This window comes from Citrobacter sp. Cb028, assembly GCF_030336705.1.
GTDB lineage: Bacteria > Pseudomonadota > Gammaproteobacteria > Enterobacterales > Enterobacteriaceae > Citrobacter > Citrobacter braakii.
The window spans coordinates 128058-143549 of sequence record NZ_JAOWCZ010000036.1 but is presented as its reverse complement, the minus strand read 5'-3'; the positions used below and the strand labels follow the sequence as shown (position 1 = coordinate 143549).

General features: G+C 54.3%; 12 protein-coding genes and 1 riboswitch. Of the genes, 7 read left to right on the top strand and 5 right to left on the bottom strand.

The annotated features are described in order from the left end of the window. Positions 1 to 8 precede the first annotated feature (8 nt). Positions 9 to 758, top strand: a complete 750-nt coding sequence (gene rsmJ, locus OGV75_RS22755; protein ID WP_047358192.1) for a 16S rRNA (guanine(1516)-N(2))-methyltransferase RsmJ — start codon at positions 9 to 11, stop codon at positions 756 to 758. Positions 759 to 802: 44 nt separating this feature from the next. Here rsmJ and OGV75_RS22750 read toward each other — a convergent pair whose 3' ends face one another. Further along, complete coding sequence (locus tag OGV75_RS22750) at positions 803 to 2002, bottom strand: NAD(P)/FAD-dependent oxidoreductase (protein WP_279266730.1); 1200 nt, start codon at positions 2000 to 2002, stop codon at positions 803 to 805. Positions 2003 to 2234: 232 nt separating this feature from the next. Between OGV75_RS22750 and OGV75_RS22745 the strand changes: the two genes are divergently transcribed. Continuing rightward, complete coding sequence (locus tag OGV75_RS22745) at positions 2235 to 2738, top strand: RrF2 family transcriptional regulator (RefSeq protein WP_016154877.1); 504 nt, start codon at positions 2235 to 2237, stop codon at positions 2736 to 2738. Positions 2739 to 2938: 200 nt separating this feature from the next. On the opposite strand, the gene dtpB is transcribed toward OGV75_RS22745, so the two are convergent. After that, complete coding sequence (gene dtpB / locus OGV75_RS22740) at positions 2939 to 4411, bottom strand: dipeptide/tripeptide permease DtpB (RefSeq protein WP_019078104.1); 1473 nt, start codon at positions 4409 to 4411, stop codon at positions 2939 to 2941. Between the two features lie 281 nt (positions 4412 to 4692). Then, positions 4693 to 5130 carry a universal stress protein UspA gene (gene uspA, locus OGV75_RS22735; protein ID WP_003023368.1) on the bottom strand — a complete coding sequence of 146 codons (438 nt, stop codon included), beginning with the start codon at positions 5128 to 5130 and terminating at the stop codon, positions 4693 to 4695. Between the two features lie 393 nt (positions 5131 to 5523). On the opposite strand from uspA, the gene uspB reads away from it, so the two are divergent. Next, a complete protein-coding gene (gene uspB / locus OGV75_RS22730) occupies positions 5524 to 5859 on the top strand; it encodes a universal stress protein UspB (protein WP_003023371.1) in 336 nt (111 codons plus the stop codon). A 64-nt stretch (positions 5860 to 5923) separates the two neighbouring features. On the opposite strand, the gene pitA is transcribed toward uspB, so the two are convergent. After that, positions 5924 to 7423 carry an inorganic phosphate transporter PitA gene (gene pitA / locus OGV75_RS22725; protein ID WP_016154875.1) on the bottom strand — a complete coding sequence of 500 codons (1500 nt, stop codon included), beginning with the start codon at positions 7421 to 7423 and terminating at the stop codon, positions 5924 to 5926. 229 nt (positions 7424 to 7652) lie between these two features. Between pitA and OGV75_RS22720 the strand changes: the two genes are divergently transcribed. Next, positions 7653 to 8846 carry a BaiN/RdsA family NAD(P)/FAD-dependent oxidoreductase gene (locus OGV75_RS22720; RefSeq protein WP_047415901.1) on the top strand — a complete coding sequence of 398 codons (1194 nt, stop codon included), beginning with the start codon at positions 7653 to 7655 and terminating at the stop codon, positions 8844 to 8846. A 38-nt stretch (positions 8847 to 8884) separates the two neighbouring features. On the opposite strand, the gene OGV75_RS22715 is transcribed toward OGV75_RS22720, so the two are convergent. Beyond that, on the bottom strand, positions 8885 to 9898 hold the full coding sequence (locus tag OGV75_RS22715) for a magnesium transporter (RefSeq protein ID WP_046274494.1): 1014 nt from the start codon (positions 9896 to 9898) through the stop codon (positions 8885 to 8887). Positions 9899 to 9953: 55 nt separating this feature from the next. Then, a riboswitch (M-box (ykoK) riboswitch) is annotated at positions 9954 to 10137 on the bottom strand. A gap of 411 nt (positions 10138 to 10548) precedes the next feature. Here OGV75_RS22715 and OGV75_RS22710 point away from each other — a divergent pair. Genes OGV75_RS22710 through OGV75_RS22700 form a run of 3 tightly spaced genes read left to right on the top strand, consistent with a single transcriptional unit; the run spans position 10549 to position 15484 of the window. Beyond that, complete coding sequence (locus OGV75_RS22710) at positions 10549 to 11616, top strand: HlyD family secretion protein (RefSeq protein ID WP_286481289.1); 1068 nt, start codon at positions 10549 to 10551, stop codon at positions 11614 to 11616. Then, positions 11613 to 14360, top strand: coding sequence for a ribosome-associated ATPase/putative transporter RbbA (gene rbbA, locus OGV75_RS22705; protein WP_103283352.1), 2748 nt, complete (start codon positions 11613 to 11615; stop codon positions 14358 to 14360). Before OGV75_RS22710 ends, rbbA begins: the two co-directional genes overlap by 4 nt. Then, positions 14360 to 15484 carry an ABC transporter permease gene (locus tag OGV75_RS22700; protein ID WP_016157684.1) on the top strand — a complete coding sequence of 375 codons (1125 nt, stop codon included), beginning with the start codon at positions 14360 to 14362 and terminating at the stop codon, positions 15482 to 15484. Before rbbA ends, OGV75_RS22700 begins: the two co-directional genes overlap by 1 nt. Positions 15485 to 15492: the final 8 nt, after the last annotated feature.

Genomic DNA, 15492 nt, shown 5'->3' with positions numbered 1-15492 from the left:
TTATTCACGTGAAAATCTGCTTAGTAGATGAAACAGGCGCCGGAGACGGCGCCTTATCTGTTCTTGCCGCCCGCTGGAATCTTACGCACGATGAAGATAACCTGATGGCGCTGGTGATGACACCGGAACATCTGGAACTGCGCAAACGTGATGAGCCCAAACTCGGCGGTATCTTCGTGGATTTCGTTGGCGGTGCGATGGCCCATCGGCGCAAATTTGGCGGTGGTCGCGGCGAAGCGGTGGCGAAGGCGGTTGGCATTAAAGGCGATTACCTGCCGGATGTGGTTGATGCGACTGCAGGGCTGGGGCGCGATGCGTTTGTGCTGGCCTCAGTAGGCTGCCGCGTGCGAATGCTGGAACGTAACCCGGTCGTGGCGGCGCTGTTGGATGATGGCCTGGCGCGAGGGTATGCTGACCCGGAAATCGGTCCGTGGCTGCAGGAACGTTTACAACTGATCCACGCCTCAAGCCTGACGGCGTTAACCGATATCACCCCGCGTCCGCAGGTGGTGTACCTCGACCCGATGTTCCCGCATAAGCAGAAAAGTGCGCTGGTGAAAAAAGAGATGCGCGTGTTTCAGTCGTTGGTGGGGCCGGACCTGGATGCGGATGGGCTGCTGGAGCCTGCACGTCAGCTAGCCACTAAACGTGTGGTAGTGAAGCGCCCGGATTACGCACCGCCGCTGGCGGATGTCGCCACGCCGAACGCGGTAGTTACGAAAGGGCATCGGTTTGATATTTACGCGGGGACCGCGTAGTTTGTAGGCCGGATAAGGCGTTAGCCGCTATCCGGCATTACTGCTTAAACAAACGGTGCGTATGGGTCAGCCATCTCAAATGCGACGGCTCTTTCCGCTTTCGGCGGATAAATCAGTTCACTGACAATCGATACTTTCAGTTTCTTCGCTTCTGCGCGAGTGAGTTTGACCTGCTGATCCCATCCTTCGGTATACACCGCACCCCACGCGCCGAGATCCAGACAGGTGACGTACATCTCCTGACGGTACGGTGAAGGTTCTACACCCAGCAGGCTTGCAGCGGCGTTATTACCGGCAAATTTACCCAACAAAATAGCGTGCTGGCAGGTCATTAACGCATGGTTGCCTTTGTCATCGGTGGCGGCGTAGGCCACATCGCCAGTGGCGTAGATATCATCATGACCCACGACCTGCAGATTGGCATTCACATGCAGGCGGCCCTGTCGATCGCGCGGGGCGTTAATCTGTGCTGTCAGGCTATTGGCCTGCACGCCGACGGTCCAGATAACTGTTTGAGAGGCAATAACCTGCCCATCTTTCAGCGTTACGCCCCCGGCATCCACGCTTTCTACTTCTGCATTTACCAACCATTCGATGCCCAGTTCAGCGGAGGCTTTGATTATCACGTCGCGTAATTCCTGGCTCCAGCGCCCGGCAGGCTGAGCACCGCGCTCAACTACGACCACTCTGGTCTTAGCATCGGCACCCAGAATCTCACGCAGACGACCAGGTAATTCCAGCGCCATCTCAATCCCGGTAAAGCCGCCGCCACAGACCACCACCGTATTGCGAGTCTCACTTTCCGGCTGTAATGCCAGGTCTGTAATGTGCTGCTCCAGTGCGGTGGCGCTCTCGAGCTGGTCGAGGTCAAACGCATGCTCGGCTGCACCGACAACGGCGTCACGGTTAACGTGACTCCCGCTGGCGAGTACCAGGCGGTCGTAGCGGCGCAGATGAATTTCACCGTTGGCATCTTTCCAGCTCACCTCTTTAGAGTCCGGGATGATCTGCTCGACGTGACCTTGCAGGAAGTTGACGCCGGTAACGTCAAACAAGGGTTGCAGCGGGGCGACCAGGGTTTGTACGGCGCGTTCATAAAAGCGTGGGCGGACACGCAGCTCTGGCTGTGGTGCAATTACTGTAATATCAATGGCCTGCTGATGTTTATCCGCCAGTCGTGCGGCGCTTAATGCTGCCCACATACCGGCAAAGCCGGCGCCCACGATCAGAATTCGTTTACGCATTGGGGGGTTCTCTCTGGTGACTACGAATAATTTACTCGGATTTTATTTGTCGTAGTTAAGAATTGCAATGCGATCAGGATCCTTTTTGTCCTGATGTCGTAGGGTTTTTGATTATCTATTTGATAAATACATGATTAAAGTTTTTATATAAATATGGTTTGTGCTGCTGTCTGGAATGAATGAGACGAAAAAGCTACAATTAACTCAGATTCATTTTGGCTGAGATAAGAGAATGGCATTTTACAGTTCCGGGGTTGAGTACGGCATTCATAGCCTGATGTGTATGGTCGACAGCAAGGGCGACGCGCGGGATATGAGCGTGCGGGAAATTGCCGAGCTGCAAAGCGTGCCGTACGACTACCTGGCGAAAATTTTCACCCGTTTGTCGAAAGCGGGCCTGGTGCGCAGCATTGAGGGAAAGGGCGGCGGTTTCCAGTTGGCTAAACCTGCTGAACACATTACGGTGCTGGACGTGGTGAATGCCATTGATGGCGATAAGCGCATCTTTGAGTGTCGTGAAATTCGCCAGCGGCTGGCGGTATTTGAGGAGCATCCGCCGGAGTGGGCCTGTGAAGGCATTTGTGGTGTGCGCTCGGTAATGGATATGGCTCAGCAGCGAATGGAAGAAGCGCTCGGTCAGCATACGATTCTGGATTTGGCGCGCAAAATGTACCGCAAAGCGCCGGACACTTTTGTGGTCGAAGTTCAGGAGTGGATTAACGCGCGCAAAGGGTAGCGATTGAAAATGCCCGGTGCTCATCCTCGGTGAGAAGCGCTTTCCGCTGGCGTGATAAGACCGAAGTCTTAATCAACGCAATATCGTTCATGGTCATGTCCATTCATGATTACCTGTTTGTATAAACTACGCTCTTACAATGCAGGACTTAAAAGGCAAAAAAAACCGCGATGTGACTCGCGGTTAATGTTAAAAAAAGCTTATTTACTGCTATCTGGCGTATTAATCATTCGGTTCAGCCAGGGCACCATAATCGCCATCACCACCGTGACAGCCAGGGTGACCAGGCCTATCTTACTGAAGACGTTGGTGTAGATAGGCAGCGTTTGCAGCGGGTCGGTGATGTTCTCCGGTACGGCAGTAAACGTGGCGACATACCCGCCCATCAGGAAGGCGGCGGCTTGCGTCAGGAACCACATCCCGAGAATAAAGCCCATCAGGTGCTGCGGCACGAGAGCGGCGACCATCGCCAGTCCCAGGGCACTAATCAGCAGTTCACCCAGGCTCTGGAACAGATATACCAGCACGATAAACCACGGCGACGTCAGCCCCTGCGCATCCGCAAACCACATCCCGGCAGCGGCTGCCGTCAGGAAGCCCAACGAGCACAGGAACATACCGAGTGTAAATTTCATCGGCATAGTCAGGTCTTTGCCTTTGTTTCCCAGACGGGTATAGATCGCGGCCAGTACCGGACTTGCCAGCACCACCCAGAACGGGTTCAGCGCCTGGAAGCTCACTGGGTTAATGGCGAAACCGAGAATTTCATGGTGCACGTTATTGATAGCAAAGAAGTTCAGCGATGTCGGCATCTGCGCGTACAGCACGTAGAACACAACCGCTTCCAGCATCAGGATGAAGGCCACGAACATCTTGTTGCGCCCGGTTTTATCCAGTTTGAATGCCTGACGGAAGAAGATGATAGTCACGGCAATCGACAGGACGATCAGCACCAGGTTGGCAATCTGCACGTTGTGCATCAGCCAGGCGCAGATAAATACCATCACTACCGTACCGGCCAGCACGTACAGCAGATTACGGAAATTCAGTGGCTTATGGTCTGGCTCAGAACCGATATTTTTTACCATCCCACGGCAGGCAAAGTAGACCAGCAGCGCGACAATAAGCCCGGCCCCGCACAGGTTGTAGGTCACCGCGTAGCCAAACTTATCGGCAATCACCGGCGCCAGCGACAGCGACAGCAACGAACCGATGTTAATCGACATATAAAACAGGGTGAAAGCACCGTCCAGACGGGCGTCTTTTGGTGGATAGCATTTTGACAACAGGCTTGCCGGGTTGGCTTTAAACAGCCCGTTACCGACGGCAATGGTACCCAAAGCAATAAAGATCAGATCGGGCTTGAGCAGCGACATCCCGGTCATGAAGTAGCCGATTGCCAGCACAATGGCACCGAGAACCAGCGTGCGCTTGGTGCCTAACAGGTGGTCGCCGACGTAGCCGCCGATCGAGATCAGGCCGTAGACCAGCGCAGCAAAGGCACCAAAGGTGACAAATGCCTGTTCCTGTGAAAATCCTAGCTGCTTAACAAAGAATACCGCCAGGATGCCCTGAACGCCGTAATAGCCAAATCGTTCCCATAATTCTACAAAGAAGATCATGAAGAACGGACGAGGTTGCTGCAGCAAGCCCGTAGGTGCAGTTTTATTCATATTCCATCGCCTTTCAAAGCCATCCCGAAAAGTATGAACGCGTATGCTTAAACGCGCCGAAAAAGTCTTATTTTGTTATAGACTGCGGCTATTGGCCGCGAGAGTAGAGTATTATAGAGATGGTTTTCGATCCAATTAGTTGATCACACTAATTATGATTTGTTTGTTGGATTGATGTACTAATTGTGTCCGAATGATAAAAACAAAAACGCCCGCACAGGCGGGCGTTTACAGGCTTAACTACTTGCAGCAGGCCGGGCTATATCCCGGCGGCAAGCATTTTATGCTTCTTCGTCGTCACGCAGCGGAACAATCAACATGTCGACGTGGACGGTGTTGATCAGTTGGCGCGCGGAGGACATCAGTTTGCTCCAGAAATCCTGGTGGTGACCACAAACGACCAGATCCATGTCGTATTTTTTGATGGCATCAACCAGAACCTGACCCAGGTCGCCGCTACCGCTCAGGGTTTCGGTGATTGGGTAGCCTGCGTTGGTGGACAGCTCGGTTAACGCGTGGTGGGTTTCTTCAGAAATGCGTTTCTGCATGTCGCCCAGATTCACGTCGATAAGGCCGGTGTACAGGTCGGAATAGTTTACGTCAACGTGGATAAGGGAAACTTTAGCATTGTAAGGCCGCGCCATAGAGACCGCTTTTTCAACCAGAACTTTGCTTTCCGGAGAAAGATCAACCGCGATAAGAATGTGTTTATAAGCCATAGTGTTACTCCTTCCATAAGTTGTCGATGACTAGCCTGCTGGCGTTTCTCTGCCGCCGCGTCATCCGCGTCCTGCGAACCTTGTGCGCGGGGCTAGCCCAGTCGTAAAAACGTACCATATAAGGACTATCCTTACATTATAGCGACCAGAATAATCCGTCAATCCGCCTTGCTTGCCAAGCAGTTAAACAAATTTTTTAGTTAATTGCATTGATAGCGATTAACCTTCTGGCAAAAAAATTAACTAATCTCCTACACTATCTAGAGGGGCGTTCGAATGCGTGATACTAATACGAACGGTTTCTTCAGTACTCTTCACTGAATGGTTTGGCAGGGTATCGGGGAGCGGTAGTCCCGGAAAGGAGTTCCGTGGGCGGGTCGCCGGGGAGGGGGTATGATAAGCACCATTGCATTGTTCTGGGCTTTATGTGTCGTTTGCATTGTTAATATGGCGCGCTATTTTTCTTCGCTACGCGCACTGCTAGTAGTACTTCGTGGTTGCGATCCATTGCTTTACCAGTATGTAGATGGAGGGGGCTTTTTTACCTCGCATGGGCAACCGAACAAGCAGATGCGTCTGGTGTGGTATATCTACGCTCAGCGTTACCGCGATCATCATGATGATGAATTTATTCGCCGCTGTGAGCGGGTTCGCGGTCAGTTCATTCTCACCAGCGCGCTATGCGGCCTGGTGCTAATCAGCATGGTTGCGCTGATTATCTGGCACTGATTCCAACGACAGATACAAAAAAAGCGGGCCAGTTTCCTGACCCGCTTTTTTACCGCGCATTCTCTTAGATAAGCTTCAGGGAGAGCCAGTACAGCCCGCCGGAAAGAAGAATTGCTGCTGGCAGGGTGAAGACCCAGGCCATCAGAATGCTGGTCACCGTTTTACGCTGCAAACCGCCGCCATCAACAACCATCGTTCCCGCAACGGAAGAGGAGAGAACGTGTGTGGTGGAAACGGGCATACCGGTGTAGCTGGCAAGACCGATAGAGACTGCGGCGGTCATCTGCGCCGACATCCCCTGGGCATAGGTCATGCCTTTCTTACCGATTTTCTCACCGATGGTGGTTGCCACGCGACGCCAGCCAATCATCGTACCAATACCCAGCGCCAGTGCGACGGCCATAATGATCCAGATAGGCGCGTACTCAATGGTGCTCAGCATGTCAGATTTCAGTTTCTTCAGCAGACGCTGATCGTCAGCGCTTACGCCAGGCAGCTTAACCACTTTATCGGTGGTATCAGAGATGCACAGCATAATACGGCGCAACTGACCACGCTGTTCGACGCTTAACTTGTCGTAGGTTTCCAGATTCGCCAGCATACCTTTCGCACGTTCCAGCGCGTTGATGGTATTCGCCGGGTGGCAATGGAACTCGGTCGGCGTCGCTGGTGCCGCATCCGTCGGGGACGGAATCAGCTGGTCTACGCCTGTGGCCTGTTTAAGCAGGTCAGGGCGCTGCTGGAAGAAGACTTCGACGTTATTGATTGCATCGCGGGTACGGGTAATTTCGTAACCGGAAGCATTCATATTCACCACGAAACCTGCTGGCGCTACGCCAATCAGCACTAGCATCACCAGACCAATGCCTTTCTGACCATCGTTCGCGCCGTGAGAGAACGCCACGCCGATAGCGGAGAGGATCAGTGCAATACGCGTCCAGAACGGCGGCTTTTTCTTTCCGTCTTTCTTTTCACGTTCTGCCGGCGTCAGGTGGATACGGGCACGTTTTTTCGTACCGCTCCAGTAGCGACGCAGAATGAAAATAAGACCACCTGCAACCACCAGACCGACAATAGGTGAGATGATAAGCGAGGCAAAAATACCGATAACTTTCGGGATGTTAAGTGCATCCACCACCGAGGTGCCGTTCATCAGCGCATTGGTTAAACCAATACCGATAATGGCGCCAATCAGCGTGTGGGAGCTGGATGCAGGCAGACCAAAGTACCAGGTACCCAGGTTCCAGATAATTGCCGCCAGCAACATGGAGAACACCATGGCGAGGCCATGTGACGATCCCATATTAAGCAGCAGATCCGTTGGTAACATATGCACGATGGCATACGCCACGCTGAGACCACCCAGCAAAACACCAAAGAAGTTGAACACCGCAGCCATGACCACCGCCAATTGCGAACGCATTGCACGGGTATAGATCACAGTTGCGACAGCATTGGCTGTATCATGGAAGCCATTAATTGCTTCGTAGAACAGCACGAAAGCCAGAGCAAGCAATAGTAAAAGCCCGGTATGTAAATCCAGGCCAGCAAACAAATGTAGCATAGGACGTTACGCCATTTTGAGGACATGAACGCGGCGCATTATCAGTGACTTTGGCGGCGCGGGCAAAGTGAAATATAGAGTTTTTTTGATTTGTCTCCTGCTTTGTTTTACACCACTAAAGAATTATCCTATATATTTCAGATAAATACCCTTTATCGGTAGTTTGGTGCTGGTGCGACCACTGAGGAATCTTTACAATTCACTCCCGCTTTTTAGAGAGGATCGCAACGTGGAAAGGTTTGATACCGTTATTATAGGCGCTGGCGCAGCGGGTATGTTTTGTGCCGCGCAGGCAGGACAAGCAGGTAGTCGCGTACTGCTGATTGATAATGGTAAAAAGCCCGGGCGCAAGATTCTCATGTCTGGCGGGGGTCGCTGCAACTTTACCAACCTTTATGTCGAGCCGGCTGCGTATTTGAGCCAAAACCCGCATTTTTGCAAATCGGCGCTGGCGCGTTATACACAGTGGGATTTTATCGATCTGGTGGGTAAGCACGGTATTGCCTGGCATGAAAAAACGCTAGGCCAGCTTTTCTGCGATGATTCCGCCCAGCAAATTGTCGATATGCTGGTGGATGAGTGTGAAAAAGGTAACGTAACTATGCGGTTACGTAGCGAAATCCTGAGCGTTGAGCGAGATGGTGACGATTTTATCCTGGAATTGAATGGGATGAGTGTCGGCACGAAAAAGCTGGTTATCGCCTCCGGTGGTCTCTCTATGCCGGGTCTGGGCGCGACGCCGTTTGGTTATAAAATTGCGGAACAGTTCGGCCTGAACGTTTTGCCTACGCGCGCAGGGCTGGTGCCTTTCACCTTACATAAGCCGCTACTGGAGCAGCTTCAGGTGCTCTCTGGCGTATCCGTTTCTTCCGTTATCACCGCCGAGGACGGCACCGTATTTCGTGAAAATCTGCTCTTTACGCACCGCGGGCTTTCTGGCCCGGCCGTGCTGCAAATTTCCAGTTTTTGGCAGCCAGGTGAATTTGTCAGCATTAATTTGTTGCCGGATGTTGACCTCGCGAGCTTCCTCGATGACCAACGTAGCGCACACCCTAATCAAAGCTTAAAGAACACCCTGGCAATGCAGTTGCCAAAGCGTCTGGTGGAATGCTTACAGCAGTTAGGGCAAATCCCGGATGTCTCGCTGAAGCAGCTTAATGTGCGCGATCAGCAAACGCTGGTTGAGACGCTGACCGAGTGGCGGGTGCAGCCGAACGGTACGGAAGGGTATCGTACCGCTGAAGTCACGTTGGGCGGCGTCGATACCAACGAGCTGTCATCGCGCACGATGGAAGCGCGCAAAGTACCGGGACTCTACTTTATCGGCGAAGTCATGGACGTCACCGGCTGGCTGGGCGGCTATAACTTCCAGTGGGCGTGGTCGAGCGCCTGGGCATGCGCGCAGGATTTGGCTCCTGCCTGACCGTGGTGCCCGACAACCTGGGCTGCCGGGCGTTATCATTAGTTCAGACCAAGAAAATACTGGGCGATTTTAAAGTAGATAATCAACCCGGTACCGTCGATAAGCGTGGCGATAAACGGGGCGGAAACCACGGCGGGATCAATGCCGATACGCTTGAGCACCATGGGGATCACTGATGACACCACGGCGCTCCACAACGTAATGCAAACCAGAGTCAGGCTGACGATTAGCGTGATTTCCACTCCGATACCCATCATCCACGCGCGCAAGCAGCCTGCCAGACCCAGCGTCAGGGCGATCAGCAGCGAAGTTGAAACTTCTTTGCGGATCACCCGACCCATATCGCGCAGCCGCACTTCTCCCAGCGCCATTGAACGTACCAGCGTTGAGGTGATCTGCGTACCGCTGTTGCCGCCAGTACCAATTAATAGTGGAATAAAAAAGGCCAGTGCAATAGCAGATTCCAGCGCCTCTTCAAAATGTTGAAGAACGCTGCTGGTATAGGCTTCTGCGACAAAAAGTAGCAGTAGCCAGACAGAACGTTTTTTCCACAATGTCCACGGGCTAATCTCCAGGTAGGGTTTTTCCAGCGGCAACGTTGCCCCCTGAAGCTGAACATCTTCGGTAACATCATCTTCCTGTAGATGAGCGATCTCTTTTTCCATCAGACAACCGACCAGCTCACCTTTCTCAACGACAGCCACCAGATCGAGTTCGCGTTCGGCTAACTCGGCAACGACCTGTGCCCGTTCATCATCAGGCTTTACATGAAACAAACAACTGTCCGTAAGATGGTTGATGCTCAGCGATGTATCTTTTTCCTGCAATAAGCGCTTGATGGATAACACCCCGCGCAGCGCTTTTCCAGCCACAACAAAGACCTGGCCTGGAATATCATCCGTTGTGAGCTGGGAGACAAAGTATTCACGAGCGCCGTTCACGCTGAGATGATCCGGCAGGGTAATAAAATCGGTGCGCATATATTGCGCGATAGCATCGCCATTGAAATCCGGCATAGGATGATGGGCGGCGCAGAGTGGCATAGATGACATGGTGTAATTCCCTATAAAAATCTCTCATAGGGGCGAACAAGACAGGGTTAGCGCAGGCGGATCCCTACGTCCTGGTTTTAGCACTGAACAACGTATCTGCCCGATGGTGAAATCGTCAGAAGTTACCTTGGCAACACCTTGATTCGATGGATGCCTGTATTTCCCTGAGTGGCCTCTCTCGATACCAGCAGGGCGGTAACTTGTATTTGTACAGGAGCCTCGCCATAACGAGATCGGTAAATGAGCCACTATTATAGCGATGTCTAATTATTGATTATGTTTATAGTTGTGAATGTTTATCAATCGTTGATATACGAAATATTCCCTGTGCCAGAGCGCGATAGGGCTGAAGTGGAAACTACAACCGAATAGACATATTGAATCCAGGTGTTAGTATTCAATAGATAGCAGTTATGAGTATGCGTGTTTCATTTCCGGCCAGGAACGCTGATGATGACAACATTACTACCCGATTTCACAGCATTTTCGTCATTCACTTCCTGCGCGGCGCAGGTTGCCTTAACGCCTGTCCGCTCTCTGGCCATAGTTTCTTATTCCTTCTCATCCCGGATGGAATCTCCCGCTGAATAGCTATTCAGCGGGCTTTGTGACACGCATCGTTTGATAACAGGGATTACGGCGGGTCGAATATGGATAAGTTTAAGCGTCATGTGATGTGGTGGGGGGCGGGCACCCTGGTCGTGGTGGTTGCGATAGCATGGTGGATGCTCCGTCCTGCCGGAATACCGGAGGGGTTCGCAGCCAGCAACGGCAGAATTGAAGCCACCGAAGTGGATATTGCTACCAAGATTGCCGGGCGAATTGACACGATCCTTGTGTCGGAAGGGCAGTTCGTTCGTCAGGGCGAGGTGTTGGCGAAAATGGATACTCGCGTGCTGCAGGAGCAGCGGCTGGAAGCGATCGCGCAAATCAAAGAGGCCGAAAGCGCGGTGGCGGCGGCGCGAGCGCTGCTGGAACAGCGGCAAAGTGAAATGCGCGCCGCGCAGTCGGTAGTAAAACAGCGCGAGGCGGAGCTGCAGTCGGTTTCTAAACGCCACGTGCGTTCCCGTTCGCTATCCCAGCGTGGGGCCGTGTCTGAGCAACAACTGGATGACGATCGGGCCGCGGCAGAAAGCGCACGTGCGGCGCTGGAATCCGCAAAGGCGCAGGTCTCAGCGGCAAAAGCCGCAATTGAAGCCGCTCGCACCAGCATCATTCAGGCGCAAACCCGCGTAGAAGCCGCGCAGGCCACCGAACGTCGTATTGCGGCTGATATTGATGACAGTGAGCTGAAAGCCCCGCGCGATGGTCGCGTGCAGTACCGCGTTGCTGAACCGGGTGAGGTGCTTTCTGCGGGTGGGCGCGTCCTGAATATGGTCGATCTCAGCGATGTCTACATGACGTTCTTCTTGCCTACCGAACAGGCTGGCTTACTGAAGATTGGCGGCGAAGCGCGCCTGGTGCTGGATGCCGCACCGGATCTGCGTGTTCCGGCGACCATCAGCTTTGTGGCAAGCGTCGCGCAGTTCACACCGAAAACGGTTGAAACCAGCGATGAGCGGCTGAAGCTGATGTTCCGCGTTAAAGCGCGTATCCCGCCAGAGCTGTTGCAGCAGCATCTCGAGTACGTGAAAACCGGTCTTCCGGGCATGGCGTGGGTGCGTATCGATGAAAATCGAGCCTGGCCTGACGACCTGATGGTGAGGTTGCCGCAATGACGCATCTGGCGCTGGTTCCCGTTCCTCCCGTGGCGCACCTTGACGGCGTGAGTCAGCATTACGGGAAAACGGTAGCGCTGAACAATATCACGCTGGATATCCCCGCCCGCTGTATGGTGGGGCTGATTGGCCCGGATGGCGTCGGAAAATCAAGCCTGCTGTCGCTCATCTCCGGCGCGCGAGTCATTGAACACGGTAACGTGATGGTGCTGGGCGGCGATATGCGCGACCCGAAACATCGCCGGGATGTCTGCCCGCGCATTGCCTGGATGCCGCAGGGGCTGGGGAAAAACCTGTACCACACGCTGTCGGTGTATGAGAACGTCGATTTCTTTGCCCGGCTGTTTGGCCATGACAAAGCGGAGCGCGAAGCGCGGATTACCGAGCTGCTGAACAGCACCGGACTGGCGCCGTTTCGCGATCGTCCGGCCGGGAAACTCTCGGGTGGGATGAAGCAAAAGCTGGGGCTGTGCTGCGCGTTGATCCATGACCCGGAACTGTTAATTCTCGATGAACCTACCACCGGGGTCGACCCGCTGTCCCGCGCCCAGTTCTGGGATCTGATTAACAGCATTCGCCAGCGGCAGACCAACATGAGCGTGCTGGTTGCGACCGCCTACATGGAAGAAGCCGAGCGCTTTGACTGGCTGGTGGCGATGAACGCCGGGGAGGTGCTGGCCACCGGGAGCGCGCAGCAGCTACGCGAAAAAACCAACTCCGACACGCTGGAGCAGGCGTTTATCGCGCTGTTACCCGAAGCCCAGCGTCAGGCGCATAAGCCAGTGGTGATCCCGCCGTATCACGCTGAGCAGGAAGAGATTGCCATCGAGGCGAAAGATCTGACCATGCGCTTCGGCAAGTTCGTGGCCGTTGACCACGTTAACTTTCGTATTCCGCGCGGGGAAATCTTCGGTTTTCTCGGCTCCAACGGCTGCGGTAAATCCACTACCATGAAAATGCTCACCGGGCTGCTACCCGCAAGTGAAGGTGAGGCGTGGTTGTTTGGGCAAGCGGTTGACCCGAAGAATATCGATACCCGCCGCCGGGTAGGCTATATGTCGCAGGCGTTTTCGCTCTACAGCGAGCTGACCGTACGGCAAAACCTCGAGCTACACGCACGGTTGTTCCATATCCCCGAAGCAGAAATCCCGGGGCGGGTACAAGAGATGAGTGAGCGCTTTTCGCTGACCGATGTCGAAGACGCGTTGCCCGGCGCGCTGCCGTTGGGGATCCGTCAACGCCTGTCGCTGGCGGTGGCGGTGATCCATCGCCCGGAGATGCTCATTCTCGATGAACCAACCTCCGGGGTCGATCCGGTGGCGAGAGACATGTTCTGGCAACTGATGGTCGATCTGTCGCGTCAGGATAAAGTGACCATTTTTATCTCCACCCATTTTATGAACGAAGCGGAGCGCTGCGACCGCATGTCGCTGATGCATGCCGGAAAAGTCCTGGCCAGCGGTACGCCGCAGGAGCTGGTGAAACAGCGTGGTGCCGCCAGTCTGGAAGAAGCGTTTATCTCCTGGTTACAGGAAGCGGCAGGTCCGGCGCCGGAGGCTCAGTTACCGCCAGCCAATGTCCCGGCAGTGCATGAAAACAGTCAGCCGCCGCACCAGGGATTTAGCCTGCGGCGCTTGTTCAGCTACAGCCGCCGCGAAGCGCTGGAGCTGCGACGTGACCCGGTACGTTCAACGCTGGCGCTGATGGGCACGGTGATCCTGATGCTGATCATGGGCTACGGCATCAGCATGGATGTGGAAAACCTGCGTTTTTCGGTGCTCGATCGTGACCAGACAGTCAGCAGCCAGGCGTGGACGCTGAATCTGGCGGGATCGCGCTATTTTATCGAGCAGCCGCCGCTCACCAGTTATGACGAGCTGGACAAACGGATGCGCTCGGGCGAAGTCGCGGTAGCCATAGAGATCCCGCCAAATTTTGGCCGCGATATCGCGCGTGGAACGCCGGTGAAGATTGGCGTCTGGGTCGATGGCGCAATGCCGAGCCGTGCGGAAACGGTCAGAGGTTACGTGCAGGCGATGCACCAGACCTGGCTGCAGGATGTGATGGCGCGTCAGCCAAATACCAGCGGGCAAAACGGACTGATGACCATTGAAACTCGCTATCGTTACAACCCGGATGTGAAAAGCCTGCCAGCGATTGTTCCGGCGGTGATCCCGCTGCTGTTGATGATGATCCCCTCCATGCTCAGCGCTCTGAGCGTGGTGCGTGAGAAAGAGCTGGGGTCGATTATCAACCTGTACGTGACGCCCACTACCCGCAGCGAGTTTTTACTCGGCAAACAGTTGCCTTACATCGTGCTGGGCATGCTGAACTTCCTGCTGCTGTGCGCGCTGTCGGTGTTTGTATTCGGCGTCCCGCATAAGGGGAGTTTTGTGACCCTGACGCTGGCCGCGCTGCTGTACGTCACCATTGCCACCGGGCTGGGATTGTTAATTTCCACGTTTATGAAAAGTCAGATCGCCGCCATTTTTGGTACGGCGATTATTACGCTGATCCCGGCGACGCAGTTTTCCGGGATGATCGACCCGGTCGCCTCGCTGGAAGGGCCGGGACGGTGGATTGGCGAAATTTACCCGACCAGCCATTTTCTGACCATCGCGCGCGGGACGTTCTCTAAAGCGCTGGATCTGACCGATCTCTGGCCGCTGTTTATTCCGCTGGCGGTAGCCATTCCAGTGGTCATTGGTCTGAGCGTATTACTGCTGAAAAAACAGGAGGGGTGATGCGCCGATTACGGAATATTTATAACCTCGGCATCAAAGAGTTACGCAGCCTGCTGGGTGACAAAGCGATGCTGACGCTGATCGTCTTCGCCTTCACGGTCTCGGTTTACTCTTCTGCGACCGTTCTGCCTGGGTCGCTGCACCTGGCGCCGATTGCCATTGCCGATATGGACCAGTCGCAGTTGTCGAATCGCATTGTGAACAGTTTTTATCGTCCGTGGTTTTTACCGCCGGAGATGATTACCGCCGATGAGATGGATGCCGGGCTGGATGCCGGGCGCTATACCTTCGCCGTGAACATTCCGCCTGATTTTCAGCGCGATGTACTGGCCGGACGGCAGCCGGATATCCAAGTTAACGTCGATGCCACGCGGATGAGCCAGGCCTTTACCGGCAACAGCTATATCCAGAATATCATCAGTGGCGAGGTGAACAGCTTTGTGTCGCGTTACCGCGATAACAGCGAGCTGCCAGTGGCGCTGGAAATGCGTATGCGCTTTAACCCCAATCTGGAACCCGCCCGCTTTGGCGCGGTGATGGCGATTATCAACAACATCACCATGCTGGCGATTGTGCTTACCGGGTCGGCGCTGATTCGCGAGCGTGAGCACGGGACCATTGAGCACCTGCTGGTGATGCCGGTGACGCCGTTTGAAATCATGATGGCAAAAATCTGGTCGATGGGGCTGGTGGTGCTGGTGGTTTCCGGTCTGTCGCTGATGCTGATGGTAAAAGGTGTGCTTGGCGTACCGATTGAAGGCTCGATACCGCTGTTTATGCTGGGAGTGGCGCTGAGCCTGTTCGCCACCACATCAATCGGCATTTTTATGGGCACGCTGGCGCGCTCCATGCCACAACTGGGGCTGCTGATGATTCTGGTACTGCTGCCGTTACAGATGCTCTCCGGCGGCTCTACACCGCGTGAAAGCATGCCGCAGGCGGTGCAGGACATTATGCTGACGATGCCGACTACCCATTTTGTTAGCCTTGCGCAGGCGATACTTTACCGCGGCGCAGGGTTTAACATTGTCTGGCCGCAGTTCCTGACGCTGCTGGCGATTGGCAGTACGTTCTTCGTGATAGCGCTGCTGCGTTTCAGAAAGACGATTGGCACGATGGCGTAAATATTATT

Excerpts from the sequence above, each read along its gene's own strand:
- OGV75_RS22715 (WP_046274494.1), bottom strand. The coding sequence starts at position 9,898 with ATGTCATCTATGCCACTCTGCGCCGCCCATCATCCTATGCCGGATTTC.
- OGV75_RS22750 (WP_279266730.1), bottom strand. The coding sequence starts at position 2,002 with ATGCGTAAACGAATTCTGATCGTGGGCGCCGGCTTTGCCGGTATGTGG.
- uspB (WP_003023371.1), top strand. The coding sequence starts at position 5,524 with ATGATAAGCACCATTGCATTGTTCTGGGCTTTATGTGTCGTTTGCATT.
- OGV75_RS22700 (WP_016157684.1), top strand. The coding sequence starts at position 14,360 with ATGCGCCGATTACGGAATATTTATAACCTCGGCATCAAAGAGTTACGC.
- uspA (WP_003023368.1), bottom strand. The coding sequence starts at position 5,130 with ATGGCTTATAAACACATTCTTATCGCGGTTGATCTTTCTCCGGAAAGC.
- OGV75_RS22745 (WP_016154877.1), top strand. The coding sequence starts at position 2,235 with ATGGCATTTTACAGTTCCGGGGTTGAGTACGGCATTCATAGCCTGATG.
- dtpB (WP_019078104.1), bottom strand. The coding sequence starts at position 4,411 with ATGAATAAAACTGCACCTACGGGCTTGCTGCAGCAACCTCGTCCGTTC.
- OGV75_RS22710 (WP_286481289.1), top strand. The coding sequence starts at position 10,549 with ATGGATAAGTTTAAGCGTCATGTGATGTGGTGGGGGGCGGGCACCCTG.
- pitA (WP_016154875.1), bottom strand. The coding sequence starts at position 7,423 with ATGCTACATTTGTTTGCTGGCCTGGATTTACATACCGGGCTTTTACTA.
- rbbA (WP_103283352.1), top strand. The coding sequence starts at position 11,613 with ATGACGCATCTGGCGCTGGTTCCCGTTCCTCCCGTGGCGCACCTTGAC.